This window comes from Pseudomonas sp. NUPR-002 (assembly GCF_056322725.1).
On sequence record NZ_CM150476.1, the window covers coordinates 6,210,321 to 6,237,312 of the forward strand.

Annotated in this window: 24 protein-coding genes; 13 read left to right on the top strand and 11 right to left on the bottom strand. The window is 60.0% G+C overall.

Annotated elements, in window-relative coordinates:
- Positions 1–383: 383 nt before the first annotated feature.
- The 4 genes from ACVWSC_RS28665 to purE form a co-directional block, all read right to left on the bottom strand.
- Complete coding sequence (locus ACVWSC_RS28665) at positions 384–917, bottom strand: DUF3299 domain-containing protein (protein WP_442110930.1); 534 nt, start codon at positions 915–917, stop codon at positions 384–386.
- A 44-nt stretch (positions 918–961) separates the two neighbouring features.
- The gene (locus ACVWSC_RS28670; protein ID WP_442110931.1) at positions 962–1,207 is read right to left on the bottom strand and encodes a GlsB/YeaQ/YmgE family stress response membrane protein; all 246 of its coding nucleotides are present in this window, start codon (positions 1,205–1,207) and stop codon (positions 962–964) included.
- Positions 1,208–1,300: 93 nt separating this feature from the next.
- Complete coding sequence (locus ACVWSC_RS28675; protein WP_442110933.1) at positions 1,301–2,383, bottom strand: 5-(carboxyamino)imidazole ribonucleotide synthase; 1,083 nt, start codon at positions 2,381–2,383, stop codon at positions 1,301–1,303.
- A 10-nt stretch (positions 2,384–2,393) separates the two neighbouring features.
- Positions 2,394–2,885, bottom strand: coding sequence for a 5-(carboxyamino)imidazole ribonucleotide mutase (gene purE, locus ACVWSC_RS28680; protein WP_028942499.1), 492 nt, complete (start codon positions 2,883–2,885; stop codon positions 2,394–2,396).
- A 330-nt stretch (positions 2,886–3,215) separates the two neighbouring features.
- Here purE and ACVWSC_RS28685 point away from each other — a divergent pair, with 330 nt between their 5' ends.
- On the top strand, positions 3,216–3,827 hold the full coding sequence (locus tag ACVWSC_RS28685; RefSeq protein ID WP_442110935.1) for a zinc metalloprotease: 612 nt from the start codon (positions 3,216–3,218) through the stop codon (positions 3,825–3,827).
- Between the two features lie 16 nt (positions 3,828–3,843).
- Here the strand turns inward: ACVWSC_RS28685 and ACVWSC_RS28690 are convergent, their stop codons facing one another.
- Positions 3,844–4,752 (bottom strand): LysR substrate-binding domain-containing protein, encoded by a 909-nt coding sequence (locus ACVWSC_RS28690; RefSeq protein ID WP_442110937.1) that lies wholly within the window; start codon positions 4,750–4,752, stop codon positions 3,844–3,846.
- Positions 4,753–4,930: 178 nt separating this feature from the next.
- Between ACVWSC_RS28690 and aspA the strand changes: the two genes are divergently transcribed.
- The 4 genes from aspA to ACVWSC_RS28710 all read left to right on the top strand — a co-directional run bounded on the left by aspA (position 4,931) and on the right by ACVWSC_RS28710 (position 9,812).
- Entirely contained in the window at positions 4,931–6,355 is a 1,425-nt protein-coding gene (gene aspA, locus ACVWSC_RS28695; RefSeq protein WP_442110939.1) for an aspartate ammonia-lyase, read from the top strand.
- Between the two features lie 227 nt (positions 6,356–6,582).
- Positions 6,583–7,575, top strand: coding sequence for an asparaginase (locus ACVWSC_RS28700; protein WP_442110941.1), 993 nt, complete (start codon positions 6,583–6,585; stop codon positions 7,573–7,575).
- A gap of 57 nt (positions 7,576–7,632) precedes the next feature.
- Positions 7,633–8,625 (top strand): AraC family transcriptional regulator, encoded by a 993-nt coding sequence (locus tag ACVWSC_RS28705; protein WP_442110943.1) that lies wholly within the window; start codon positions 7,633–7,635, stop codon positions 8,623–8,625.
- A gap of 143 nt (positions 8,626–8,768) precedes the next feature.
- Positions 8,769–9,812: a histone deacetylase family protein gene (locus ACVWSC_RS28710; protein WP_442110945.1), complete on the top strand. Its 1,044-nt coding sequence runs from the start codon at positions 8,769–8,771 to the stop codon at positions 9,810–9,812.
- Between the two features lie 150 nt (positions 9,813–9,962).
- Here the strand turns inward: ACVWSC_RS28710 and pdxR are convergent, their stop codons facing one another.
- Positions 9,963–11,489, bottom strand: coding sequence for a MocR-like pyridoxine biosynthesis transcription factor PdxR (gene pdxR / locus ACVWSC_RS28715; RefSeq protein WP_442110947.1), 1,527 nt, complete (start codon positions 11,487–11,489; stop codon positions 9,963–9,965).
- 90 nt (positions 11,490–11,579) lie between these two features.
- On the opposite strand from pdxR, the gene ACVWSC_RS28720 reads away from it, so the two are divergent.
- The 3 genes from ACVWSC_RS28720 to ACVWSC_RS28730 are packed head-to-tail and all read left to right on the top strand — an operon-like array spanning position 11,580 to position 13,356.
- Positions 11,580–12,209, top strand: a complete 630-nt coding sequence (locus ACVWSC_RS28720) for an FMN-binding negative transcriptional regulator (protein ID WP_442110948.1) — start codon at positions 11,580–11,582, stop codon at positions 12,207–12,209.
- A gap of 12 nt (positions 12,210–12,221) precedes the next feature.
- Positions 12,222–12,668 carry a GNAT family N-acetyltransferase gene (locus tag ACVWSC_RS28725; protein ID WP_442110950.1) on the top strand — a complete coding sequence of 149 codons (447 nt, stop codon included), beginning with the start codon at positions 12,222–12,224 and terminating at the stop codon, positions 12,666–12,668.
- A gap of 16 nt (positions 12,669–12,684) precedes the next feature.
- A complete protein-coding gene (locus ACVWSC_RS28730; RefSeq protein ID WP_442110952.1) occupies positions 12,685–13,356 on the top strand; it encodes a GNAT family N-acetyltransferase in 672 nt (223 codons plus the stop codon).
- Between the two features lie 166 nt (positions 13,357–13,522).
- Here ACVWSC_RS28730 and oadA read toward each other — a convergent pair whose 3' ends face one another.
- A complete protein-coding gene (gene oadA, locus ACVWSC_RS28735; protein WP_442110954.1) occupies positions 13,523–15,331 on the bottom strand; it encodes a sodium-extruding oxaloacetate decarboxylase subunit alpha in 1,809 nt (602 codons plus the stop codon).
- Between the two features lie 11 nt (positions 15,332–15,342).
- The gene (locus ACVWSC_RS28740; protein WP_133213701.1) at positions 15,343–16,758 is read right to left on the bottom strand and encodes an acetyl-CoA carboxylase biotin carboxylase subunit; all 1,416 of its coding nucleotides are present in this window, start codon (positions 16,756–16,758) and stop codon (positions 15,343–15,345) included.
- 188 nt (positions 16,759–16,946) lie between these two features.
- Between ACVWSC_RS28740 and ACVWSC_RS28745 the strand changes: the two genes are divergently transcribed.
- Positions 16,947–17,909, top strand: coding sequence for a LysR family transcriptional regulator (locus ACVWSC_RS28745; RefSeq protein ID WP_442110957.1), 963 nt, complete (start codon positions 16,947–16,949; stop codon positions 17,907–17,909).
- Here the strand turns inward: ACVWSC_RS28745 and ACVWSC_RS28750 are convergent.
- On the bottom strand, positions 17,851–18,069 hold the full coding sequence (locus tag ACVWSC_RS28750; RefSeq protein WP_442110959.1) for a PA3496 family putative envelope integrity protein: 219 nt from the start codon (positions 18,067–18,069) through the stop codon (positions 17,851–17,853). The genes ACVWSC_RS28745 and ACVWSC_RS28750 overlap by 59 nt on opposite strands.
- A 170-nt stretch (positions 18,070–18,239) precedes the next feature.
- On the bottom strand, positions 18,240–19,106 hold the full coding sequence (hexR, locus tag ACVWSC_RS28755) for a transcriptional regulator HexR (protein ID WP_442110961.1): 867 nt from the start codon (positions 19,104–19,106) through the stop codon (positions 18,240–18,242).
- 104 nt (positions 19,107–19,210) lie between these two features.
- On the opposite strand from hexR, the gene zwf reads away from it, so the two are divergent.
- The 3 genes from zwf (at position 19,211) to ACVWSC_RS28770 (ending at position 21,529) form a co-directional block, all read left to right on the top strand.
- Positions 19,211–20,653, top strand: coding sequence for a glucose-6-phosphate dehydrogenase (gene zwf, locus ACVWSC_RS28760; protein ID WP_442110963.1), 1,443 nt, complete (start codon positions 19,211–19,213; stop codon positions 20,651–20,653).
- Between the two features lie 85 nt (positions 20,654–20,738).
- The gene (locus ACVWSC_RS28765; RefSeq protein WP_442110965.1) at positions 20,739–21,062 is read left to right on the top strand and encodes a hypothetical protein; all 324 of its coding nucleotides are present in this window, start codon (positions 20,739–20,741) and stop codon (positions 21,060–21,062) included.
- Between the two features lie 134 nt (positions 21,063–21,196).
- The gene (locus ACVWSC_RS28770; RefSeq protein ID WP_442110967.1) at positions 21,197–21,529 is read left to right on the top strand and encodes a hypothetical protein; all 333 of its coding nucleotides are present in this window, start codon (positions 21,197–21,199) and stop codon (positions 21,527–21,529) included.
- 37 nt (positions 21,530–21,566) lie between these two features.
- Here the strand turns inward: ACVWSC_RS28770 and ACVWSC_RS28775 are convergent, their stop codons facing one another.
- Entirely contained in the window at positions 21,567–24,446 is a 2,880-nt protein-coding gene (locus tag ACVWSC_RS28775; RefSeq protein WP_442110968.1) for a putative bifunctional diguanylate cyclase/phosphodiesterase, read from the bottom strand.
- Between the two features lie 224 nt (positions 24,447–24,670).
- On the opposite strand from ACVWSC_RS28775, the gene uvrD reads away from it, so the two are divergent.
- The gene (uvrD, locus tag ACVWSC_RS28780) at positions 24,671–26,854 is read left to right on the top strand and encodes a DNA helicase II (protein WP_442110970.1); all 2,184 of its coding nucleotides are present in this window, start codon (positions 24,671–24,673) and stop codon (positions 26,852–26,854) included.
- Positions 26,855–26,992: the final 138 nt, after the last annotated feature.

Genomic DNA, 26,992 nt, shown 5'->3' on the forward strand with positions numbered 1-26,992 from the left:
CGTAACTCCTATATCTATCAGGAGCTACCCCCATATCCCTCTCACAGGATAAGGGTGGCAGCCGTACGCGGGGTGAGAGACCGGTAGACATAGGAAACCCGGCCAGACCGAAGCCTGCCCGCGCACAGCCGCCATAACTAGCTGCAACTACATCCACAAAGGCTCTCACACCCAGCGAGAAAGCTAGCCCTGTAGTGCCTTACTCACAACAGCGAAAAGGCGACAGCGTTCGTAGGATAGATCTGAACAGCATCCAAGTGAATTTTTTTGCCAACACCTCAGCGGTGGGAGCGGGCTTGCCCCGCGATAGCGATCTGTCAGCCACATCGCTTCGCGGGGCAAGCCCGCTCCCACAGGCGGGGCAAGATGGTTGCCCCCACCGGTCAAAGGTCTGCGTCTTCCACTACCCGCACGTTGCCTGCATCCATGGCATAGGCAGCATCAGCCAGGTCGTTACTGACTTTCTCGATCTGCAGGGTGCCGTCGACCCACAGCGGTGTGTAGATATCGTCCAGCTTCAGGCCTTTGGGGTAACGCACCAGTACCAATTGGTTCGGCGGCGGTGGCGGAACGTGGATGCAGGCACCAGGGTACGGCACCAGGAAGAACAGGGTGCTGTTGCCTTTGGCGTCGGTTTCCAACGGCACCGGATAGCCACCCAGGCGGATGTGTTTGCCGTTCATCGCCGCCACGGTTTTGTTCGAGTACATCACCGCAGGCAAACCCTTGCTCTGCTTCAGGCCGCCCTTTTCGGTGAAGGTGCCCGTGGCTTCCGGCGAGTTGTGGTCGATCTCGGGCATCAGCTCAAGGGCTTTCTGGTCCGACTTGGGCATCAGCTCCAACCAGTCGGTTTCCGGCAGCTCGGCATGGGCAAGGCTGCTGATCAGCAGCAGTGAAAACAGAAATACACGGCGCATGAAAATGCTCGGCAACAAAAATTGCCGAGCATTTTAGCCTGCCGTCAGTTCTTTTTGACTATGCCGTATATCACCAGAAGAACCACAGCGCCCACCAGCGCGCCGAGGAAACCTGCACCTTCTCCGGCCTGGTAGATACCCAGCGCCTGGCCGCCGTAGGTCGCCGCAAGCGAACCGGCAATGCCGAGGAGAATGGTCATGATCCAGCCCATGCTGTCGTCGCCGGGCTTGATGAAGCGTGCCAGCAGACCAACGATCAGGCCGATGAAGATGGTTCCGATGATACCCATGGCAATCCCTCTGAATGGAATGACGCATGCCAAAGCCTAGTCAGCGCTTTGGCATCCCGCCATCAGAGGGATTGTGGAAGAGGAAGGTTCCCCTCAGCCCTGGATCAAGGCCTCTACCTGCTGGATTTTCTGCTCCAGGGTAGCAATATCGGCACAACGCAGGGTGGCGTGGCCAACCTTGCGCCCGACCTTGAAGGCTTTGCCGTAGTGATGCAGGTGGCATTCGTCGATGGCAACCACCTTGTCTACCGCCGGCACTTCACCGATGAAGTTGAGCATGGCGCTCTCACCGACTTTGGCCGTCGAGCCCAGCGGCAAGCCAGCAACGGCACGCAGGTGGTTTTCGAACTGGCTGCACTCGGCGCCTTCGATGGTCCAGTGCCCGGAGTTGTGCACACGCGGGGCAATTTCGTTGGCTTTCAGGCCACCGTCGACTTCGAAGAATTCGAAGGCCAGCACGCCGACATAGTCGAGTTGCTTGAGCACGCGCCCGGCGTAATCTTCGGCCAGCGACTGCAGCAGGTGGTCTTCACTGGCCACCGACAAGCGCAGGATGCCGCTCTCGTGGGTGTTATGCACCAGCGGGTAGAAACGGGTTTCACCGTCGCGAGCACGCACAGCGATCAGCGAGACTTCACCGGTGAACGGCACGAAGCCTTCCAGCAGGCACGGCACACTGCCCAGTTCGGCGAAAGTACCCACTACATCTTCGGCCGTTCGCAGCACTTTCTGGCCTTTTCCGTCATAACCCAAGGTACGGGTCTTGAGTACGGCTGGCAGACCAATGCTGACCACTGCGGCGTCCAGGTCGGCTTGCGACTGGATATCGGCGAACGACGGCGTTGGGATGCCCAGGTCCTTGAACATGCTCTTTTCGAACCAGCGGTCGCGGGCGATACGCAGGGATTCGGCGCTCGGGTAGACCGGTACGAACTGCGAGAGGAAGGCGACGGTTTCAGCCGGAACGCTTTCGAACTCGAAGGTGACCAGATCAACTTCGTCAGCCAACTGGCGCAGATGGTCCTGGTCGCCGTAATCGGCACGCAGGTGCTCGCCCAATGGCGCGGCACACGCGTCTGGCGCTGGGTCGAGGAAAGCGAAGTTCATGCCCAGCGGAGTTCCTGCCAGGGCCAACATGCGACCGAGCTGGCCGCCACCGATTACACCGATTTTCATGCTTGTGACCTCAGGCCTGGCGCGGATCTGGATTGTCCAGAACGTTGTCTGTCTGCTCTGCGCGGAACTGCTTCAACACGCTGTGGAACTGCGGGTGCTTGGCGCCGAGGATGCTCGCCGAGAGCAGCGCGGCGTTGATTGCGCCGGCTTTGCCGATTGCCAAGGTGGCCACCGGAATGCCTGCTGGCATTTGCACGATCGACAGCAGCGAGTCGACGCCGGAGAGCATCGAGGACTGCACCGGCACACCCAGCACCGGCAGGTGAGTCTTGGCGGCGCACATGCCAGGCAGGTGGGCAGCACCACCGGCACCGGCGATGATCACCTCGATGCCTCGGCCTTCGGCCTCTTCGGCATACTGGAACAGCAGGTCCGGGGTGCGGTGGGCGGAGACCACTTTAACCTCGTAGGGAATGCCGAGTTTTTCCAGCATATCGGCGGTGTGGCTAAGGGTGGACCAATCGGACTTGGAGCCCATGATCACGCCAACCAGTGCACTCATCGTCGAGCCTCTTCTCTTGGGCGCCCGCAGGCGCGTCAAAAAACAACAAGCCACGCGGGACGACCGGCGTGGCTTGTTATACGAATTAGGGTCGGGCGAACCGACCGAAGGCCGCGCAGTATATCGCAAAGCCGCGACGTTGATGCACTCCGTCGACCAACTGTCGGCCTTATTTTTCGGGGCCCGGACTGACTTTGGGGTCAAATAGCGACCCCCCTCGCATGGACTATCGCCCTACCACTGCAGTCAGCCTTTCCCGCTGCCTGCACCGCCTCAGTCGCCTTAGCGTAGGTACCTCCTAACGTCACAACGTCCAAGGAGGACACCACAATGACCCCTTTCAAACCCTTTGTAGCGCTGTTCGCCCTGCTGTGCGCGGTGCACTTACCCTCAGCCATGGCGGCCAAATCGCTGGTAGTTGAAGTTTTTGCCCACGACGAATTGGCTGACATCAGCAACGAAAGTCTTGAAAAAGACTACTTTTCGCACTGGATAAAGGAAATGCGCGAGATCAGCGCCCACCCGGTTGAGATCGTGTTCCGCCGCGGCATCGCAGGGGTGACGGACATCGATTACCGCAACAAGCCACCTCAACAAACCCTGGAAACGTTCGGCGACAATGCCAGCCAACAGGCAAAGACCGATGGCAAGTTGATACTCATCACCAAAGATATCTTCGACAGCAACACCGCCGGGCTGGCAAGCGTGTTCTTCGGCTCCGGCACTTACGCCATGGCCTCCATGTCAGCCTACGGTAACGCCGCCCATGAACTGGGGCATCTGCTGTCGGCAGTGCATGAGGATTCGGAAATCCGCTTCAATGGTTGGGCCTGCGAAACCTACATGCAACCAGGCCGCAACCAGCTTCGCTCGAACTGCTATCGCTACAGCGATGCAAACCGTGAACGTATCGCGCAAAACCTTCAGCGTACGCTCGAGTAACGCCAGCTCGTAACTGTCATTCGCCTGTGCTGGCTGCCGTCTCCAGCTTGCGCCACAGCAAGCGCACGTTGGCCTTGCGTACCAGGGCGCAGCGATACAGGCGAATTTCCAGGGGCACATGCCACTGGCTGCTGCCACAGATCACCAGCTCACCACGCTCAAGTTCTGCGCGTGCCGAAAGCCTCGGCACCCAGGCGACACCCAGCCCTTCCAGGGCCATGCTCTTGAGACTGTCGGCCATGGCGGTCTCATAGACCGTGGTGAAACGCAGGTTGCGCTGACGCAGCAGCAGATTGACCGAACGCCCGAGGAACGCCCCGGCGCTGTAGGCCAGCAACGGCACACTGCCCTCACCCTCCAGGTCGAACAGTGGCTTGCCATTGGCGTCAGCGGCGCACACCGGCAGCATCTCGGTGGTGCCCATGTGCAGTGACGGGAAGATTTCGGCATCCATCTGCAGGGCGGCATCGGGGTCGTAGAACGCCAGCATCAAGTCGCAGCCGCCTTCACGCAACGCATGCACCGCGTCGCCAACGTTGGTGGCCACCAGCCGGGTGGCGATGTTCAGCCCATCGTTGCGCAGTTGGGCAATCCAGCGCGGGAAGAATCCCAATGCCAGGGAGTGCGCCGCTGCCACCTGAATCACTTCGCCCTGCCCACCTTCCAGGTGGTGCAGGTGTCGCAGCACTTCGCCCAACTGATCGACCACGGTCCGTGCCGTGACCAGAAACAACTGGCCGGCTGCGGTCAGTTCGATGGGGGTGCGCGAGCGGTTGACCAAGGTCAGCCCCAGCGCAGCCTCAAGGCTGCGAATGCGGCGGCTGAAGGCCGGCTGGGTCACGAAGCGGCGCTCAGCGGCCTGGGAAAAGCTGCGGGTCGCCGCCAGGGCACTGAAGTCTTCCAGCCATTTGCTTTCGAGGTTCATTTGTCTCTCCAGGCATGCACCAAAATGGCACACGCTCGAATGTCGGTTGGCGTCACATCAACCATTATGCCGTTTGTGCATAGGTTAGCGTGCAACAGCATTGGCCGCAAAACCGGCGCAGGCCTAGGATTGGCGCCATTCCGGCATGTGCCGGGCCAAACTCGAGATGATATTTATCATGTCCGCTGCTGCATCGTTCCGCGTTGAAAAAGACCTGCTTGGCACCCTTGAAGTCCCAGCTGATGCCTACTACGGCATCCAGACCCTGCGCGCTGCCAACAACTTCCACCTCTCCGGTGTTCCGCTGTCGCACTACCCGAAGCTGGTCGTGGCCCTGGCCATGGTCAAGCAAGCAGCTGCCGACGCCAACCGTGAGCTGGGTCACCTGAGCGATGCCAAGCACGCCGCCATCAGCGAGGCTTGCGCCCGTCTGATCCGCGGTGACTTCCACGAGCAGTTCGTGGTCGACATGATTCAAGGCGGTGCTGGTACTTCTACCAACATGAACGCCAACGAAGTTATCGCCAACATCGCGCTGGAGGCCATGGGCCACCAGAAAGGCGAATACAAATACCTGCACCCGAACAACGACGTGAACATGGCGCAGTCGACCAACGACGCCTACCCGACCGCGATCCGTCTGGGTCTGCTGCTGGGTCACGACGCCCTGCTGGCTAGCCTCGACAGCCTGATCCAGGCCTTCGCTGCCAAAGGTAAAGAGTTCGACCACGTCCTGAAGATGGGCCGTACCCAGCTGCAAGACGCCGTACCGATGACCCTCGGTCAAGAATTCCGCGCCTTCGCCACCACCATGACCGAAGACCTGCAGCGCCTGCGCTCGCTGGCACCGGAACTGCTGACCGAAATCAACCTCGGTGGTACCGCGATCGGCACCGGCATCAACGCCGACCCTGGCTACCAGGCCCTGGCCGTACAACGCCTGGCAACCATCAGCGGTCAACCGCTGGTACCGGCTGCCGACCTGATCGAAGCAACCTCCGACATGGGCGCCTTCGTCCTGTTCTCCGGCATGCTCAAGCGTACTGCGGTCAAGCTGTCGAAGATCTGTAACGACCTGCGCCTGCTATCCAGCGGCCCGCGTACCGGCATCAACGAGATCAACCTGCCAGCACGTCAGCCAGGCAGCTCGATCATGCCAGGCAAGGTCAACCCGGTTATCCCGGAAGCGGTCAACCAAGTGGCCTTCGCCATCATGGGCAACGACCTGGCCCTGACCGTCGCCGCCGAAGGTGGCCAGCTGCAGTTGAACGTTATGGAGCCGCTGATCGCCTACAAGATCTTCGACTCGATCCGCCTGCTGCAACGCGCCATGGACATGCTGCGCGAGCACTGCATCGTCGGCATCACCGCCAACGAACAGCGCTGCCGTGAACTGGTCGAACACTCGATCGGCCTGGTTACTGCGCTGAACCCGTACATCGGCTACGAAAACGCCACCCGTATCGCCGCCATCGCCCTGGAAAGTGGCCGTGGTGTGCTGGAACTGGTCCGCGAGGAAGGCCTGCTGGACGAAGAGATGCTCAACGACATCCTGCGTCCGGAAAACATGATTGCTCCGCGTCTGGTTCCGCTGAAAGCGTAACGGATGCTGTAACACCGCTCACCAGGTCGAGGGACTAGACACCTCTCACCTTTTGAGGGCCCAGGGTTGATACCCCGGGCCCTTTTTTTATGCCTGTGAAAACCCGTAGGAGTGGGCTTGCCCCGCGATCACGGTCTATCAGTCACATCGCATCGCGGGGCAAGCCCGCGCCTACCCGGTGGCGTATAGTGGGCAGCTAACTATAAGCCGACCACGGAGACCGCCCGATGCCAACCGCACATACCGCCCGCACCATCATGGTGCTGTACACCGGTGGCACCATCGGCATGCAGGCGAGTGCTCATGGCCTGGCGCCGGCTTCCGGCTTCGAGCAGCGGATGCGCGAGCAACTTGATGGGGTTGCCGATATCCCGTCGTGGCGGTTTCGCGAAATGCAGCCATTGATCGACAGCGCCAACATGACACCTCAATACTGGCAGCGCTTGCGTGAGGCGGTCATCGAAGCGGTCGACGAGCAAGGCTGCGATGGCGTGCTGATTCTGCACGGCACCGATACCCTCGCCTACAGCGCGGCCGCCATGAGCTTTCAGTTGCTTGGCCTGCAAGCACCGGTACTGTTTACCGGCTCGATGCTGCCCGCCGGAGTCGCCGACAGCGATGCCTGGGAGAACCTGGTCGGAGCCCTGCAGGCACTCAAGCGCGGAATCGCCCCAGGGGTGCAGCTGTACTTTCATGGGGAACTGCTCGCCCCGCATCGCACCGCCAAGGTGCGCAGCTTCGGCCGCCACCCTTTCGTCCCCCTCAAACGCGCCGGTGGTGCACCCAGCGTGCAAGCATTAGCGCCCGAGCTGGACTATCGCCACCCCAAACAAACCGCCAAGGTTGCAGTCTTGCCGCTGGTTCCGGGATTCGACGCGCGCCTGTTGCAAGCAGTGCTCGCCAGCGGTGTGCAGGGTTTGGTTCTGGAGTGTTTCGGCAGCGGTACTGGCCCGGCCGACGACACCGAATTCCTCGATGCGCTGGCTCAGGCGCAGGCCAAAGGCGTGGTGGTGGTTGCGATCACCCAGTGCCATGAAGGCGGGGTTGAGCTGGATGTGTATGAAGCGGGCAGCCGACTGCGCCAGGCCGGGGTTTTGTCTGGCGGTGGAATGACCCGTGAGGCGGCATTCGGCAAATTGCAGTTGCTACTCGGCGCCGGTTTACCGCTGCCCGAAGTACGCCAGCTGATTGAACAAGACCTCTGCGGGGAACTGCGCTGACCCGGCAAGGCACGCATATTGCTGGCTTGCAGGTAGCCCTTCAGCAGGAAGCCCACCATGCTCCACTCGCACCTCACGACCCTCAACGCCGTGTCGCTGATTCTACAAGCCTTCAAAAATGACGGCGTAGAGGCAGCAGCGCTGCTCGACGGTAGCGGTATAAGCCCCGAGGACATGGGCCGCGCCGACCTGCGCATTACCACGCGCCAGGAGTTGTTGGTCTGCGCCAACGCGGTAGCGCGGCGTCGTGAAGTGGGCCTGGAGCTGGGTCGGCGCATGCATGTTTCCTGCTACGGCATGCTCGGTTACGCCCTGCTCTCCAGTGCCACCTTAGGTGACGCTTTGCGCCTGGCCATGCAGTACCCGGCGCTACTGGGAACACTTTTTCAACTGCGCCTGATCGACGACGGCGAGCGCATCTGGTTCAGCGCCAGCAACTATCGCGAAGTCCCGCAGTTGGCCGCGTTCAATGCCGAGTTCTGCCTGACCTCCTTGAAAGTCATTTGCGACGACTTGCTCGGGCAGTCATTGCCGCTGCTGGCGACACGCTTTGTCCATGCCGCACCAGACTATCAAGCGCTGTATGCCGACACCTTCAATTGCCCGTTGCAATTCGAAGCCAACGACAACGCTTTTGCTTTCGAGCGCCACTGGCTAGACAAACCCTTACCGTTGGCCGACCAGATCACCCACCGGGCCATGAGCGAACGTTGCCGTCGACAGAACCTTGAGTTCACCGGGCGTCAGGCCTGGCTGGGGCGCATCCGCCAGTTACTGCTCGAGCAACTGGACGCCGCACCCGGCCTGGAAGGCCTGGCCAAACAGATGAACTGCTCTTCACGTACGTTGCGCCGCCATTTGCAGGAGCTGGGCAGCAGCTATCAGCAATTGCTCGATGAGCTGCGCTTTGAGCGGGCCAAACAATTGCTGGCTGAAGACCAGCTGCCGATCTATCAAATTGCCGAAGCCTTGGGCTTTAGCGAAACCGCCAGCTTTCGCCATGCGTTTTTACGCTGGAGCGGTGTGGCGCCCAGTCATTTCCGCGCATAAATAGCGCGCCGCGCATCCACCCAGGGCGATATCCGGACCAGCAATCTGGCCATATCGATCCCCTTTTGGCCGTTTCCGCCGTTCTGAACCCAGGCCGATCCATCAACAATGGACCCCTGCCTGTGACTGTGGAAAACAAAAAAATGCTGACCATTTACTCTGATGACCATCGCCTGCACCACGGCCGCTGCGAGCTGATCGACGGGCAATTGATGCCGTGCTTCGAAATGCCTTCGCGCGCGGATCATGTACTGGAGCGGGTAAAAACGCGCGAACTGGGCCCGGTTCAAGGCCCGGTAGACTTTGGCCGTGCGCCCCTCCTACGCGTGCACAGCGCCGACTACCTGAACTTTTTCGAAGGCGCCTGGCAGCGTTGGGCCAGCCTCGGCCACGACGGTGACCTGCTGCCCTACACCTGGCCGGCACGCACGTTGCGTGGCGTTAAGCCAACTCACCTGCACGGCGAACTGGGTTATTACAGCTTCGATGCCGGCGCGCCCATCACGGCGGGCACATGGCAGGCCGCATACAGTGCCGCGCAAGTAGCACTCACCGCTCAGGCTGCCGTGCAAGCCGGTGCCCACAGCGCCTTTGCACTGTGCCGCCCACCAGGACACCACGCCGCCAGCGATGTCATGGGCGGTTACTGCTACCTGAACAACGCGGCGATTGCCGCTCAGGCGTTTATCGACCAAGGCCGCCGCAAAGTCGCCATCCTTGATGTGGACTACCACCACGGCAACGGCACCCAGGAGATTTTCTACCAGCGCAACGATGTGTTCTTCGCCTCGATTCACGGCGATCCACAAGCCGAGTTTCCGTTTTTCCTCGGTTATGCCGACGAACAGGGTGAAGGTGAAGGCCTGGGTTACAACGTCAACTATCCGCTGCCGGCAGGCAGTGACTGGCAGACGTGGGGTAACGCATTGGATCAAGCCTGCGAGCGCATTGCTGACTTTGGGGCGGAGATAATAGTGGTCTCGCTCGGGGTGGATACTTTCAAAGACGATCCGATCTCGCAGTTCAAACTGGACAGCCCCGACTACCTGAAAATGGGCGAACGCATCGCTCGCCTGGGTAAACCGACGCTGTTCGTGATGGAAGGTGGCTACGCGGTCGAGGAAATCGGCATCAACGCGGTCAACGTGCTGGAAGGCTTCCAGAACGCTCAGCCAACAGCCCGGTAATCTGGCGCCTGGGTGATACGTCACCCAATCGATAATGGGGGCGTATCACCATTCAGCAGTGAAACTGCTTATTGATACGCCGCCATCTTGTCCTTTTGCCAGGATGGACAAGAGCAATGCCGGTCATGCCCGGCAAAACATTGAACGCCATTACCTCCATACTTTGGATAATGCCTCCAGTGCGCTTATCACTGAACCTTCAGGCACTGAGGCAAAGCCCATGACCAAACCTGCCCGCGGCGCCAACTGCCCTTGTAGGTCCGGCATCGAAAAGTCACTCAGCGGGGTGATTTCCACCCCCACCTGCGCGGCCTGTGCAATCAACTGCCGCTCCCGCTCAATACTCTCGACTTCTACCGTGACATGCAGCCCGGCGTCGATATCCGGCAGCGGTTTGATACCGTCTTTACCGGCTGGCCAAGCGCTTATCAACGCGTTGCGCCGGGCCAGTGCCGCACGGCGCATGCGCCGGATATGACGCTGAAAGTGACCCTGAGCCATGAACTGCGCCATGACCCGTTGGGTGCCAATTTCCGAGTGCCTTACCGCCAATGCCCGACCTTGGGAAAATGCCTCGACCAGGCCTGGCGGCAGCACAAGATAGCCCAGCCTCAGGGCTGGAAAGGCAATCTTGCCGAAGGTTCCGACGTACAACACCCGACCATTGCCATCCAGCGCTGCAAGCGGTGCCAAGGGGGCACCGTTGTAGCGATATTCGCCGTCATAGTCGTCTTCGATGATCCAACCATCGTTGCGCTGAGCCCAGTCCAGCAAGGCCAGGCGCCGCGCAAGCGACATGGTCACGCCAAGTGGATACTGATGAGCTGGCGTTACATAGGCAAGACGGCACGTCGCAAGGGCCTGCAACGCAGAGCAATCGAATCCCTCCTGGTCCACAGCCACTCCCACAACCCGTGCCCCCGTCAGGGTAAAACTGTGGGCGGCGGCTCTGTAGCCAGGGTTTTCCACAGCAGCGATCTCGCCTGGCTGCAACAGCAGCTGTGCACAAAGGCTGATCGCTTGCTGCGCACCACTGGTGATCACAATTTGCTCAGCCCTGCAGGAAAGCCCGCGAGATCGACGAAGATAGGCAGCAATCAACTCACGAAGTTGCGGCTCACCCGCAGGGTCTCCGTAGCCCAGAGCCGCAAGTTCCGGATTACGCCAAAAACCCGCCTGCAGCTTGGCCCAGACCTCGAAAGGAAACAGATCGAGCGCCGGCAAACCGACACGAAATGCACGCGGCGACCCGCTTTTCGGGGCGGGTAAATGATTGCTTTGCAGGCGACTCAACGGGCCTTTGTGGATAACTTTACTGGACAAATCAACAGTATCAGAAGCCATTTTTGTGGATAAGGCTGTGGAAAAACCCCGGGATAACCCTGTGGATACTTTTGTGGATAGTTTTGGCAGCTGACTGACATAGGTCCCGTCACCGACCCGGCTTTCGATAAAGCCCTCGGCGTACAACTGGTCATAGGCACGCACCACACTGTTACGTGACAGCGACAAAGCACTGGCCATTTCGCGCGTGGCCGGCAAGCGCGTGCCGCTACTCAATCGACCATCCAGAACGCGCATGCGTAATGCCTGATAGAGCTGACGGCTGAGCCCCTGGCGCCGATCAAGGACGATACCCGCAGGGTCGAATTGCAGCGTGAGAGGATGCTCGCTCATGACAATGGACCTATCAAATTAGCTTTAAATGGCTCTTACCATAGACCAATAGCCTGCCTAGGATTGAGCCATTCGCCAAGGACAATCCCTATGTTCACACCGTCGCACTACAAGGAAACCGACCTCAGCCAACTGCATCAGCAGATTGAGCAGACGCGCCTGGCCGTTCTGGTAACCCAGGGTGAACAAGGCCTGCAGGCTAGCCACCTGCCGCTGTTGCTGGACCGCAGCGAAGGCAGCAACGGCACCCTGTACGGTCACTTTGCCCGCGCCAATCGGCAATGGCAGGAGCTGGCCAACGGCGCCGAAGCGCTGGTGATATTTGCCGGGCCCGATGCCTATGTCAGTGCCGGCTATTACCCCAGCAAGGCACAGAACCCGCGCACTGTACCAACCTGGAACTACCTGGCCGTGCATGCCTGGGGCAAAGCCGAGGTGTACCACGATGCCGAGCGCCTGCTGGACATTGTCCGACGCCTGAGCGACCACCACGAACAAGGCCAGGCCAAGCCGTGGTCGGTGGACGAAGCACCCGCCGATTACATGGCCGGGATGCTCAAGGCCATCGTCGGCTTCGCGCTGCCCATTGAGCGCCTGCAAGGCACCCGCAAGCTCAGCCAGAACCGTTCCCCCCTCGACATCGAGGGTGTCCGCACCGGCCTGGCCAACAGCCCTGATCCACTGGATAACCAACTGAGCGCATTGATGCGCCAACCTTGAAGGAACCGCCCCATGACTGCCGTCACTATCCGCCCGGTTACCGCCAACGACCATAGCGCCTGGCTGCCCCTGTGGCAGGCTTATCTACGCTTCTACGAAACCCGTCTTGCCGATGAGGTGACCACTGTCGCCTGGCAGCGCATGCTCGACCCGGCGGAGCCGACCAATGCCGCTCTGGCCTGGGTCGATGGCAAGGCGGTGGGCATGGTTCACTGGATCTATCATCGCTCCAACTGGAGCATCGAGAATTCCTGCTACCTGCAGGACCTCTATGTACAGAGCGAACTGCGTGGCCTTGGTGTCGGTCGCCAGTTGATCGAATACGTCTACGCTACGGCGAAGGAAGCTGGCTGCGCCAAGGTTCACTGGTTGACCCATGAAACCAACGCCACGGCCATCAGCCTCTATGAGCAAGTCGCTGAGCGGCCTGGCTTCATCCAGTTCCGCAAACCGTTGTAAGTCCAGGAGCCCTCATATGAGTACAACGTTGCACTGGCATCCGGCAAAACGCCCGCAACCTACCCCATTGGTTGGCCGCTTCATCCGCCTGGAGAAGCTCGACCCGCGGCGTGACCGCGAGGACCTGTGGCAAGTGTTCCAAGGCCCCGATGCCGACCCGAAACTCTGGGACTACCTGGCCTATGGCCCCTTCACCGAACGCGAAGACTTCGACCATTGGCTCGACAGCAATGCAGCCAGTAGCGATCCGTTGTTTTACAGCGTCATCGACAGTGCCAGCGGCCAGACCCAAGGCATCCTCAGCCTGATGTCGATCGTGCCTGACCAGGGCCGTATCGAAATCGGCCACATCGCCTTTGGCGCCGCCATGCAGCGCACACCCCGCGGCACCGAAGCGGTGTACCTGTTGGGCAAGCTGGCCTTCGAGCTGGGCAACCGGCGTCTGGAATGGAAGTGCAACAACGACAACGCCCGCTCGAAAAGGGCGGCTGAGCGCTTCGGTTTCCACTTTGAAGGGGTGTTTCGCAAACATATGGTCATCAAAGACCGCAACCGCGACACGGCGTGGTTCTCTATTACCGATGACGAGTGGCCGGCCATTGCGCTGGGGTTTGAGCGTTGGTTGTCGGCAAAGAATCAACAACCGCAAGGCCAAGTGCATTCACTAGAGGCATGCCGAGGCCTTTGAACCCGGTAGGAGCGGGCTTGCCCCGCGATGCGGTCAGACAGACAAACTGCAATCGCGGGACAAGCCCGCTCCTACAGGTGGTGCAAGACAATTGATCCCACCGCAAAAAAAAAAGGGGAGCATACGCCCCCCAGAGGTTAACCGCTTGTAGATGAGGGCTTGAGAATCAGCCCTCGATCTCGATCAGGATTTCACCCGGGTTGACCCGGTCGCCCTTGGCCACGTGAATGGCGGTGACCTTACCGGCGATGTCCGCCTGAACTTCGGTCTCCATCTTCATGGCTTCGGTAATCAGCACCGCCTGGCCGGCCTTGACCACGTCACCTTCCTTGACCAGCACATCGACGATGTTGCCCGGCATGGTGGTGCTGACATGGCCCGGTGCACTGGCCTGCTTGCGCTTGCTGCTGCCACCGCCGACGAATTCGTTGAGCGGCTCGAACACCACTTCTTCCGGCATGCCATCAATCGACAGGTAGAAGTGACGCTTGCCTTCAGCCTTGACGCCAACACCGGTGATGTCGACGCGGTAGGTTTCACCGTGTACGTCGATGACGAACTCGGTCGGTACGCCTTCACCGCTGGCCGAGGCCACGGCACCGGCTTCCGGAATCGGCAGTAGCACTTCAGGGGTCAGGGTTCCGGCTTCGCGCTCTTCAAGGAACTTGCGCCCGATGTCCGGGAACATGGCGAAGGTCAGCACGTCTTCTTCAGACCGGGCCAGGCTGCCGATGTCGTTACGCAGCTTGGTCATTTCCGGCTTGAGCAGGTCGGCCGGGCGCACGTCGATCACTTCTTCGCTGCCGATGGCCTGGCGGCGCAGGTTCTCGTTGACCACGCCCGGCGCCTTGCCATAACCACCTTGCAGGTACAGCTTCACCTCGTTGGTGATGGTTTTGTAGCGCTCACCGGCCAGCACGTTGAAGAACGCCTGGGTGCCGACGATTTGCGAAGTCGGGGTGACCAGTGGCGGGAAGCCGAGGTCTTCACGCACCCGTGGGATTTCCGCCAGCACTTCGTTCATGCGATTGAGTGCGCCCTGCTCTTTGAGCTGGTTGGCCAGGTTGGAAATCATGCCGCCCGGTACCTGGTTGACTTGCACACGGGTATCGACGGAGGTGAATTCGCTTTCGAACTGGTGGTACTTCTTGCGTACGGCGTAGAAGTACAGGCCGATTTCCTGCAGCAGCTCCAGGTCCAGGCCGGTGTCGAACTCACTGCCCTTGAGCGCCGCAACCATCGATTCGGTACCTGGATGGCTGGTACCCCAGGCAAAGCTGGAGATCGCGGTATCGATGTGGTCGGCACCGTTCTCGACCGCCTTGAGCTGGCACATGGCAGCCAGACCGGCAGTGTCGTGGGAGTGGATGAACACCGGCAGCGATTGCTCGGCTTTCAGTGCCTTGACCAGTTCACCTGTGGCGAACGGCGTCAACAGGCCGGCCATGTCTTTGATCGCCACCGAGTCGCAACCCATGGCTTCCATCTGCTTGGCCTGGGCCACAAACGCATCGATGGTGTGCACGGGGCTAGTGGTGTAAGCGATGGTGCCCTGGGCGTGTTTGCCGGCAGCTTTGACCGCTTCGATCGCCACGCGCAGGTTACGCACGTCGTTCATCGCATCGAAGATACGGAACACGTCGATACCGTTGACCGCAGCCTTGGCCACGAAGGCTTTGACCACGTCGTCGCTGTAGTGGCGGTAGCCGAGCAGGTTCTGCCCGCGCAGCAGCATTTGCAGACGGGTGTTAGGCAGTGCCGCACGCAGTTTGCGCAGACGCTCCCACGGGTCTTCCTTGAGGAAGCGCACACAGGCGTCGAAGGTCGCACCACCCCAGACTTCCAGCGACCAGTAGCCGACCTTGTCGAGCTTGTCGCAGATCGGCAGCATGTCTTCGGTACGCATGCGGGTGGCCAGCAGGGACTGGTGAGCGTCGCGCAGGATTGTGTCGGTTACAAAGATTTTCTTGGACATTATGGGATTCCTCACAGGCCTGCGTGGGCGGCAATGGCGGCAGCGATGGCCAGGGCCAGCTCTTCGGGTTTGCGCTTGATCGAGTAGTTGGTCAGTTCCGGATGGCTTTCAACGAAGCTGGTATTGAACTGACCGCTGCGGAATTCCGGATTGCGCAGGATTTCCTGGTAGTAGGCGGCGGTGGTTTTCACCCCTTGTACGCGCATGTCGTCCAGGGCCCGCAGACCACGGTCCATGGCTTCTTCCCAGGTCAGCGCCCAGACCACCAGTTTCAGGCACATGGAGTCATAGAACGGTGGAATGGTGTAGCCGGTGTAGATCGCCGTGTCGGTACGCACGCCAGGGCCGCCGGGTGCGTAGTAACGGGTGATCTTGCCGAAACTTGGCAGGAAGTTGTTTTTCGGGTCTTCAGCATTGATCCGGAACTGCAGGGCGAAACCGCGGTGCTGGATGTCTTCTTGCTTGACCGACAGTGGCAGGCCCGAGGCAATGCGGATCTGCTCACGAACAATGTCGATACCGGTGATTTCTTCGGTGATGGTGTGTTCCACCTGCACCCGGGTGTTCATTTCCATGAAGTACACCTCGCCATCGGCGAGCAGGAACTCCACGGTACCGGCGTTCTCGTAACCCACAGCCTTGGCTGCGCGCACCGACAGGTCACCGATGTAGGCGCGCTGTTCGGGGGTCAGTTGCGGGCTTGGGGCGATCTCAATCAGCTTCTGGTTGCGGCGCTGGATCGAGCAGTCACGCTCGAACAGGTGCACCACGTTGCCGAAGCTGTCACCGAGGATCTGCGCCTCGATGTGTTTCGGGTTGACGATGCATTTTTCCAGGAAGACTTCCGCCGAACCAAAGGCTTTGGTGGCCTCGGAAATCACTCGTGGGAAAGCTTGTTCCAGCTCATCACGGCTGTTGCAGCGACGAATACCGCGGCCGCCACCACCGGAGGTGGCCTTGAGCATGACCGGGTAACCGATGCGGTCACCTTCCTCAAGCGCCTCATGAATGTCGGCAACGTTGCCTTCAGTGCCCGGGGTGACCGGTACACCGGCTTTGATCATGCTGCGACGGGCTTCAGTCTTGTCACCCATGCGGCGAATGACTTCGGCGGCAGGGCCGATAAACTTGATGCCACGCTCAGCGCAGATGTCGGCAAGTTCAGCGTTCTCCGACAGAAAACCATAACCCGGGTGCAGCGCATCACAACCGGTTTCCACTGCCAGGTTCACCAGCTTGCGCGGGTTCAGGTAGCCGGCCAGGGGCTCGGCACCAATGCTGTGGGCCTCATCCGCACGTTTCACGTGCAAGGCGTGGCGGTCGGCGTCGGAGTAGATCGCCACGGAGCGAATGCCCATCTCGGCGCAGGCACGCACGATCCGAACAGCAATTTCACCACGGTTGGCGATCAGGATCTTTTTTATCACTGGAGTATTCCCAAGGCCGCTAGAACAAACGAGTCGGCAAAGCCGGTCGGCGCGTGACCAATCGTCGCTGGCCAGTCGCATCTTTACCCTAGCGCTGTCTCTTGATAAACAAAAATCAATATTTATTAGGGTGTGCATTAGCAAAAGCTTATAGTGCTGTTACAAGGTTTTGCCGAGATAAGAAAAAAATGCGTAAGTCATTGATGCGTATGACATTGCGTCAATTGCAGATCTTCAATGAGGTCTGTGATTTGCGTTCCTACAGCCGGGCGGCCGAGGAGATGAACCTGACGCAACCCGCCGTTAGTCTACAGATCCGCCAGCTTGAAGAATTGGTGGGCCAACCGCTGTTTGAATACGTCGGCAAAAAACTCTACCTGACCGAAGCTGCCGAAGCCCTTCAGCGTGCCAGCCGCGACATCTTCGGCCGCCTGGAAAGCCTCGACATGCAGCTTTCCGACATGCAGGGCTCGCTGCAAGGGCAGCTGAAGCTGGCGGTCGAGTCGAGCGCCAAATACTTCGTTCCACACCTGTTCGCCGCCTTCAAACGCCTGCACCCAGAGGTCAATCTTACCCTCACGGTGGTCAACCGGGCCCAGGCTATCCGTCGTCTTTCCGACAATCGCGACGACCTGATCATCATGTCCATGGTGCCTCAGGACATGGGCCTGGAATTTCTGCCCTTCCTCAACAACCCGATTGTAGCCGTGGCACCGCCCAATCATCCGCTGTGCAAGCTGGAGACGCTGCGCCTTCAGGACTTGGAACCGCATACCCTGCTGGTTCGCGAGCAAGGCTCGGGAACGCGTAAAGCGTGCGAGGAGTACTTCAAGGACAAGCGTGTGCACTTTACCCAGACGCTTGAGGTGGCCTCCGCCGATGCCCAGCGCGAGTGCGTGATTGCCGGGCTGGGCATTGCCCTGCTCACCCGCCACGCCCTGAACCTGGAACTGGCCACGGGCGTGTTGCGCGAGTTACCGGTCGAAGAACTTCCGCTGTACCGCAGTTGGTGCGTGGTGCAGTCCAAGGCCAAGCGGCAATCGCCGGTGGCCTTGGCCTTTCTTGCATTCATCCGCAGCGAACGTACGCAAATTAGCGCACTTGTTGAGCGTTTTTCGGGGAGCTTGCCGCCGATACCTGCCACACACTGATGGCCTGCAAATCGGGGTAATCGGCAATTTCCTGCAATAAGCGGCGTTGCTCGGAGTAGCTTTCGATCGCGCGTCGGAACTCCATGCGACGCTGATCCTTCTCCTGCTGCTTACGGGATTTGACGGTGGGTTGATACGAGCCATCGAATTCACGAGCCATTGCCTATCTCCCTGATCGAGTGCGGGAGTTTCAGCCTGACTACGTGGCGTTACGGTTTGGCGGCGCGCCAATGACAAATCAATGAAACGATTGTTGTAGGAGCGGGCTTGCCCCGCGATAGCGATCTTTCAGACACGTCGCATCGCGGGGCAAGCCCGCTCCTACGGAGGTCAGTCGTCCATCGCTTTGATTGATTTGGGCGACAGTCGCAGGCTGCGCAAGCTGCGCTTGACGCTCTTGAGGTGGTTGACCAGGCTTGGACCACGGGCCATCGCCACCCCCATCGCCAGCACATCGATCACCACCAGGTGGGCAATACGCGAGGTCAGCGGCGTGTAGATTTCCGTGTCTTCATGCACGTCGATGGCCAGGTTGACGCTCGACAGCTCGGCCAGTGGGGTCTGGCTCGGGCACAGGGTGATCAACGTGGCACCGCTCTCACGCACCAGGTTGGCGGTGATCAGCAGGTCTTTGGAGCGCCCTGACTGGGAAATGCAGATCGCCACATCGCCTGGCTTGAGGGTCACGGCCGACATCGCCTGCATGTGCGGGTCAGAGTACGCCGCCGCCGTGAGCAGCAAGCGGAAAAACTTGTGCTGCGCATCCGCAGCCACCGCGCCGGAAGCACCAAAGCCATAGAATTCGACGCGCTGAGCCTGAGCCATGGCCGACACCGCACGCTGCAAGGCCTGAGGGTCAAGATGCTCACGCACCTCCATCAGGGTATGCAATGTTGTATCGAAGATTTTCAGGCTGTAGTCGGCGACGGAGTCGTCTTCATGGATGGCGAACTGGCCGAAGCTGGCACCGGCCGCCAGGCTCTGGGCCAGCTTCAGCTTGAGGTCCTGGAACCCTGAACATCCGATGGCTCGGCAAAAGCGCACGATGGTCGGCTCGCTGATACCAACGCTGTGGGCAAGATCGGCCATGGAGCTGTGCATGACGGCTGCGGGATCCAGCAGCACGTGATCGGCAACTTTCAGTTCCGATTTGCGTAACAGATGGCGCGACTGGGCGATGTGTTGCAACAGATTCAAGGGCAGGACTCGGTTATGATCGACTGACCGGGTTGTAGCTTTCTTGTAGTTATACTACATGACCGGCGACCCGCCCAGCTAAACCAACTAGGAGAGTGGTGGTATTGACTATCCCCTGCGACATTATGGTGTTCGGCGGCACCGGTGATCTGGCCTTGCATAAACTGCTTCCGGCGCTCTACCACCTGTATCGCGAGGGTCGTCTGCACATTGCCGTGCGGATCATTGCGCTGGCCCGGCGCAACCTGCCACGCAGCGAATATCTCAAGCTCGCTGAACGCCGTTGCCGCGCCCAGATTGCCCGCAACGACTTCGACGAAGACGTCTGGGCGCGCTTCTCTGCCCGCTTGGACTACTTCTCCATGGATGCCGCGCAAAGCGCCGACTTCGGGCGCCTGGCACGCTATCTCGGGGAAGCCGGTGGTTTGACACGGGTGTACTACCTGGCGACCGCGCCGAACCTCTTCGTGCCGATCGCCAACCACCTGAAAGTGGCCGGTCTGGCTGACAGCGAAGCGCGTATCGTCCTGGAAAAGCCGATTGGCCATTCGCTGGACTCTGCCACTGCAATCAACCAGGCGATCGGTGCGGTATTCGACGAGTCGCAGGTGTTTCGCATCGATCACTACCTCGGCAAGGAGACCGTGCAGAACCTCATGGCCCTGCGCTTTGCCAATGCCCTGCTGGAGCCGGTGTGGCGTAACAGTCAGGTCGAGCACGTGCAAATCAGCGTTTGCGAAACCCTGGGCGTGGAAAACCGTGGTGCCTACTACGATCGTGCAGGTGCTACCCGCGACATGCTGCAGAACCACTTGCTGCAACTGCTCTGCCTGGTCGCCATGGAGCCACCCGCGCAGTTCGAGGCCGAAGCGGTGCGCGATGAAAAGGTAAAAATCCTCAAGGCGCTCAAACCCATTTGCGGCCAGGATGTGCAGGACAAAACTGTGCGCGGGCAATACAGCGCGGGCAAGATCGGCGGCCAGGAAGTTCCTGCGTACTACTTCGAGAAAGATGTCGACAACGACAGCGATACTGAAACCTTCGTCGCCGTAGAAGCACACATCGACAACTGGCGCTGGGCCGGCGTGCCGTTCTACCTGCGCACCGGCAAGCGTCTGGCCAAGCGCACGTCGCAAATCGTCATTCAGTTCAAGCCCGTTCCCCATCGCCTGTTCGACGGCGACCAGGCCAACCAGCTGCTGATTCAGCTACAGCCCGACGAGCGCATCAGCCTGCAGATGATGACCAAGTCCCCCGGCAAAGGCATGCGTCTGGAGCCGGTGGAACTGAACCTGAACCTTGCCCAAGTGTTTGGCCAGACGCGCCGCTGGGACGCTTACGAGCGCCTGTTGCTGGATGTCCTCGACGGCGACTCGACGCTGTTTATGCGCCGTGACGAGGTGGAAGCGGCGTGGGCCTGGATCGACCCGATCCTCACCGGCTGGCAAGAGTACTTTCAGGCGCCCAAGCCCTACCCTGCGGGCTCCAACGGGCCCGACCAGGCTCATAGCCTGCTGGGACGCCAAGGGAGCATGTGGCACGGCTGAAGGTTTTCCAACTCCACTGCCAACCTCGGTAACAACAAGATGGGGCTGCAACCTGTGTTGCGACCCACTATCGAGGAAACAAGACATGATGATCTCATCCAAGGACTGGCGTATTCACCATAATCTGATGCCAGGCGTCGATGGCAACAGCTTCAAGGTGCGCGGCACCGTCACTGTCGCCAATCCAGGCATCAAGGCGACACTGGAGAAGGCCAGAATTCAGGACAAATCCTTTGCCCTGAATCTGGAGCTCAAGCTTGAGCAGGAGTCAGGCCTCACCGTTCAGGTGATCACCGATCAAGAAGCCTGCTTCGAGATGCTCGGCGATCACAGCAATATCCCCTGGGTGAACATCTTTCATGAAGGCAAGCTGCTGACCACCGTCACAGAAGTCATCATTACCAAGTGACCCTGCACTGGCAGGCCTGCGCTCGCGTACGGTCTGCCAGCTCGCCAAGGGAGTATCCGCAACGGTTGAAGGCCGTTCAGCTCCACTGGTGAGCCTGCAACCTGTGTTGCGACACACAATTGAGGCATTACGTTATGACGATCGAGACCAAGGACTGGCGTTATCAAGTAGACCCGATATCAGGCAGCGACGATATGCGCGTCACGGTGCGTGGCACCGTTACTGTCGCCCACCCAGGCATTAAGCCGACACTGGTGAAAGGCAGGAAACTCAGAAGAGACGGTAGCGAACCTCTAGATCTCAAACTCGAGCAAGAGGCAGGCACGTTCATCCAAGTGAAGACCGATAAAGAGGTCTGTTTCGAAGTAATCGACATCCCAGGCAATCAACCCAAACTTGTTCATGTGAGAATACTCCATGAGCGTGCGGAAATTGCCACCCTCTTTGAAGTCGTCAAACCCGACTGATGTTTGCACTGGCAGGCCTGTGCCCGTACACGGCCTGCTACCCGCAGAAGCGGGTCATGCTGGATGCCAGCAGATTGCCGAAGGCAGTGGCATCCACCGGCTTGCTGATCAAGTAACCCTGCACTTCATCACACCCCTGCTCGCGCAGCAGTGCCAGTTGCTCCTGGGTTTCCACACCTTCGGCCACGACTTTCAGCTCCAGGCTCTTGGCCATGGCGATGATCGCCCGGGTAATCGCGGCATCTTCACTGCCTTCATGCAGGCCACGAACAAAGGCCTGATCGATTTTCACGTAGTCCACCGGGAAGCGCTTGAGGTAGCTGAGTGATGAATAGCCCGTACCAAAATCATCAATCGCCAGCTTGACCCCCAGTTCATGCAGTTGCTCAAAGGTGGTGATGATGTGCTCGACACTGTCGAGTAACTGGCTCTCGGTCAGTTCCAGTTCCAACAGGTGCGGCGCCAGGCCACTTTCCTCCAGCACCTGGCGCACCAGGCTGACCAGCTTGCCTTGACGCAGCTGATACACCGACAGGTTCACCGAAACACGGATCGGCGCCAGCCCTTGCCGCTGCCATTCACAGGCCTGCCAGCAGGCCTGGCGCAGGACAAATTCACCAATCGGTGCGATCAACCCGGTTTCTTCGGCCAGGCCAATGAACTCACCCGGCGGCACCATGCCCCACTCCGGATGCTGCCAGCGCACCAACGCTTCAGCGGCCAACAACTGACCATGGCGCAGGCACAACTTGGGCTGGTAATACACCAGCAACTGGCGCTCTTCGATGGCTTTGCGTAAATGATTTTCCAGTTGCAGGCGCTCGAGCGTGCTTGCCCGCAGGCTCTCGGTATAAAACTGGAAGCTGTCACCGCCCAAGTGCTTGGCGTGTTGCTTGGCCATATCGGCCTGGCTGACCAAGGCATTGAGATCGAACGTGGCATCGGACAACACACTGATGCCCACCGAGGCACTGATCACCACTTCATGGCCACCCAGGCGCTGCGGCACGCGCAGTTTGTCGAGCAGGCGTGTGGTCACCCGTACCAGGCTGGAGAGGTTGTTGTAACCGTCGAACAGCACGGCAAACTCGTCACCGGACAGGCGCGCGACAGTGTCAGCTTCAGGCAGCGCGCTGGCGATACGCTGGGCCATTTTCTTGAGCAACTCATCCGCCAGTTCATGGCCCAGGCTTTCATTGAGTAGCTTGAAGCGGTCTAGATCGATGTGCAGCAATGCCAGGCTGCGGCCATTAAGCCGTACTCGCTGCCCGGCCTCATGCAGGCGCAGGCGAAACAGTGCACGGTTGGCCAGCCCGGTGAGTTCGTCATAATGTGCCAGGTAGCGTAAACGCTCTTCCGACTCCCGACGTGCCGACAAGTCGGTGAAAAAGCCGACGATATTGCTGATGTTGCCTCGCGCATCCCGTACACCATTGAGCTGTAGCCATTGCGGGTACAGCTCTCCATTCTTGCGCGCTTCAACCAGTTCGCCCTGCCAGCGCCCCTGCTGGTCCAGTGCCTGGTCAATGGCCATGCTGTGCCGCCGGGCATCCCGGCTGCAAGGCAGCTCCAGGGCATCACGCCCCAGTAATTCTTCGCGGCAGTAACCGGTGACTTCGCAGTACGCCTGATTGACGGCCAGCAGTTCGAAGTCCGGGCTGAGAATGGCAATGCCCTCGCTGGCGGCTTCGAACACGGTCGCTGCCAACCGTTGCTGTTCTTCATAGGCCTTCTGGGCAGAAACATCGCGACGCGTACCGAGCATGCGCACTACCTTGCCGCTGGCATCGTGCTCCACGGCCCGCCCGCGGTCTTCGACCCAGCACCAGTGTCCCTGGTTGTGGCGCACACGGTACTCAACCCGATAATCCTCGCTGCGCCCTTTAAGGTGCTCGACCAGGGTGCGCCGCAACACCGGCAGATCATCCGGGTGCAACCGAGGCTTGAGGTCATTGCGCACGCTACGTACCTGGGTCTGCTCAAGGCCGAACAGGGTGTGCAGCTGGGTGTGGTGAATTTCATCCGTCTCCAGGTTCCAATCCCACATCCCCAGCTCACTGGCTTGCAGAGCCAACGCCAGGCGTTGCTCGCTTGCACTGAGGGCGTGATTGGCGTGGTCCAGCGCCCGCCCGCGCTCTTCGACCCGTGACTCAAGGCCGGCCTGGGCCTCTCGCAGCTGTTCTTCTATAAGTCGCCGCTGCTCAACTTCGCCGGCCAGCGCCTGGTTGAGGCGTTCGCTGCGCCGCTGTGCAGCCTGCAGGTGTTCGATCAGCGCCTGATTCTGAAAGCGTTTGAGCAAGCCTGCCTCGATCAGTCGGTTGACCTGCCATGCCACCACCAGCAAAGCGCCCAGCAGAATCAGCCCGAGCCAGCCCCACCCCTGTTGCTGCTCGTCGCCCGTCCAGAACAGAAAGGCGATAGGGGGTAGCAGGCACGGTAGGGTAAAACTGAGGAACGCAGGCAGGCTGACGGCATAGGCGATGCTGGCAGACAGGGTCGCCACCCCAAGCAAGCCGAATACCCACGCTTGCTGGGTGAAGTTGTCCACAGGGACCAAGGCAATCGCTGCACTGGCCAGGGTCAGGCCACTGAACGCCGAGCCTAATAGAAACATTCGCCACCAGGTCGGCTTGGCCTGGCGTTCGGGCATGGCCGAATCAAAAGCAGCAACCTGAATAACCCGCAGGGCCACCAGCGCCATCAACCACACCACCCAGACACTGACTTGCAGGTAGCGCGCCGGGCTCCACAGCAACCAGGCACAGACCAAACCGGTGAGCAGCATGAATAAGGTGGGCAGCAACGAGCCTTGATAGAGCAAGCGGGTACGCTCTACCGCCAGTTGCGTCGCGAATTGCTTACGGATACCCCCGCGCGTCTGCAATGGAACGCCAACGGAGCTCACACCAGTGGTCATAGGCAGTGTTCTTGTAATGGTTAGCCCTAAACGTGCACGGAGCATACACAAGCAAAGGCCTGCGCCAAACTGCTCTGGATCATTAATTCTGCTAGCGGATTTCCGACGAAAAGCGCTCAAGCGCGCAGGCCTTGGGCTGCGGCACGGTGACCGGGTGGTCGTGGGGCTTAACTTTTTCTACTGTATGTTTGCCCAAGGGTTGATTGCGCCCCTAAAATGGCCGGATGCGCGATGATCTCTCTCTCCTGTTGAACTCCCTCAACGACGCCCAACGCCAGGCCGTAGCGGCCCCCGTCGGTCGTCAGTTGGTCCTGGCTGGTGCTGGCTCCGGCAAAACCCGCGTGCTTGTGCACCGTATCGCCTGGTTGATCCAGGTCGAACAGGCCTCGCCGCACTCGATCCTGTCGGTGACCTTCACCAACAAGGCTGCCGCCGAAATGCGCCAGCGTATCGAGCAACTGATGGGCATCAACCCAGCGGGGATGTGGGTGGGTACCTTCCACGGCCTGGCTCACCGCCTGTTGCGTGCGCACTGGCAAGAAGCCGGGCTGAACCAGAATTTCCAGATTCTCGACAGCGATGACCAGCAACGCCTGGTCAAGCGGGTAATCCGCGAGCTAGGCCTCGATGAACAACGCTGGCCCGCGCGCCAGGCGCAATGGTTCATCAATGGGCAGAAAGACGAAGGACTGCGCCCGCAACATATCCAGGCCAGCGGTGACCTGTACCTGGGCACCATGCGCAGCATCTATGAAGCTTACGAGGCAGCCTGTCAGCGCGCCGGGGTCATCGACTTCTCCGAACTGCTGTTGCGCGCCCTGGACCTGTGGCGTGATCACCCGGGCCTGCTGGAACACTACCAACGGCGTTTCCGCCATGTACTGGTAGACGAATTCCAGGATACCAACGCCGTGCAGTACGCCTGGTTGCGCCTGCTGTGCAAAGGCGGCGACAGCCTGATGGTGGTCGGCGATGACGACCAGTCGATTTACGGCTGGCGCGGCGCCAAGATCGAGAACATCCACCAGTACAGCGCCGACTTCCCCGACGCCGAAATGATTCGTCTGGAGCAGAACTATCGCTCCACCGCCGGCATCCTCAAAGCGGCCAACGCCTTGATCGCCAACAACAGCGATCGCCTCGGCAAGGAGCTATGGACCGACGGCGGCGACGGTGAGCCGCTGAGCCTGTACGCCGCGTTCAACGAGCACGATGAAGCGCGCTACGTGGTGGAAACCATCGAAAGCGTGCTGAAAACCGGCCTGGCACGCAGCGACATTGCCATCCTGTACCGTTCCAACGCCCAATCGCGAGTGCTGGAAGAAGCCTTGCTGCGCGAACGCATTCCCTACCGCATCTATGGCGGCCAGCGCTTCTTCGAACGGGCAGAAATCAAAAATGCCATGGCCTACCTGCGCCTGCTTGAAGGTCGCGGTAATGACGCGGCGCTGGAGCGGGTCATCAACGTCCCTCCGCGTGGCATTGGCGAGAAAACCGTCGAAGCCATCCGCGATCACGCGCGACACGCCGAAGTGTCGATGTGGGAATCGATGAGCCTGCTGATCGCCAACAAGGCCCTCAAGGGCCGTGCCGCCAGCGCCCTGGCAGCGTTTATCGAGCTGATCGAAAACCTCGCCGCGAAAGTCATGGACATGCCTCTGCATCTGATGACCCAAACCGTCATCGAGCAGTCCGGGTTGATCATCTATCACCAGGAAGAAAAAGGTGAGAAGGGTCAGGCGCGGGTAGAAAACCTTGAGGAACTGGTCAGCGCCGCGCGCAACTTCGAATCCAGCGAAGAAGATGCCGAACTGTCTCCACTGGCCGCGTTCCTCGGCCATGCGTCACTGGAAGCCGGTGATGCCCAGGCCGACGAGCATGAAGACAGCATCCAGCTGATGACCCTGCACAGCGCCAAAGGCCTGGAATTCCCCCATGTGTTCCTGGTCGGCATGGAAGAAGGGCTGTTCCCGCACAAAATGAGCCTGGAAGAGCCGGGCCGCCTGGCGGAAGAGCGCAGGCTGGCCTACGTCGGCATCACTCGGGCGATGCAGCAGTTGGTGATGACCTACGCCGAAACCCGACGCCTGTATGGCAGTGAAACCTACAACAAGGTTTCACGATTCGTACGCGAGATTCCGGCGGGGCTGATTCAGGAAGTCCGCTTGTCCAACAGCGTCAGCCGTCCGTTCGGCTCTGGCCAGCAGCAAAACACCAGCAGCCTGTTTGCCAACGCAAACATTCCGCAAACCGCGTTCAACCTCGGCCAGCGTGTACAGCACGCGGTGTTTGGCGAAGGCGTGATCCTCAACTTCGAGGGCTCCGGTGCCCAGGCGCGGGTGCAGGTCAACTTTGCCGAAGGCAGCAAATGGCTGATGCTTGGCTATGCCAAGCTCGAAGCGCTGTAGACGGCGTCTGTAGGAGCGGGCTTGCCCCGCGATGTCATTTCATCGCGGGGCAAGCCCGCTCCTACAGATAAAGATGGAAACATCTTGGCGCTGGTCATGTGTCCTACAACCTGTGCAACATGACGCGCGTGCAATCCA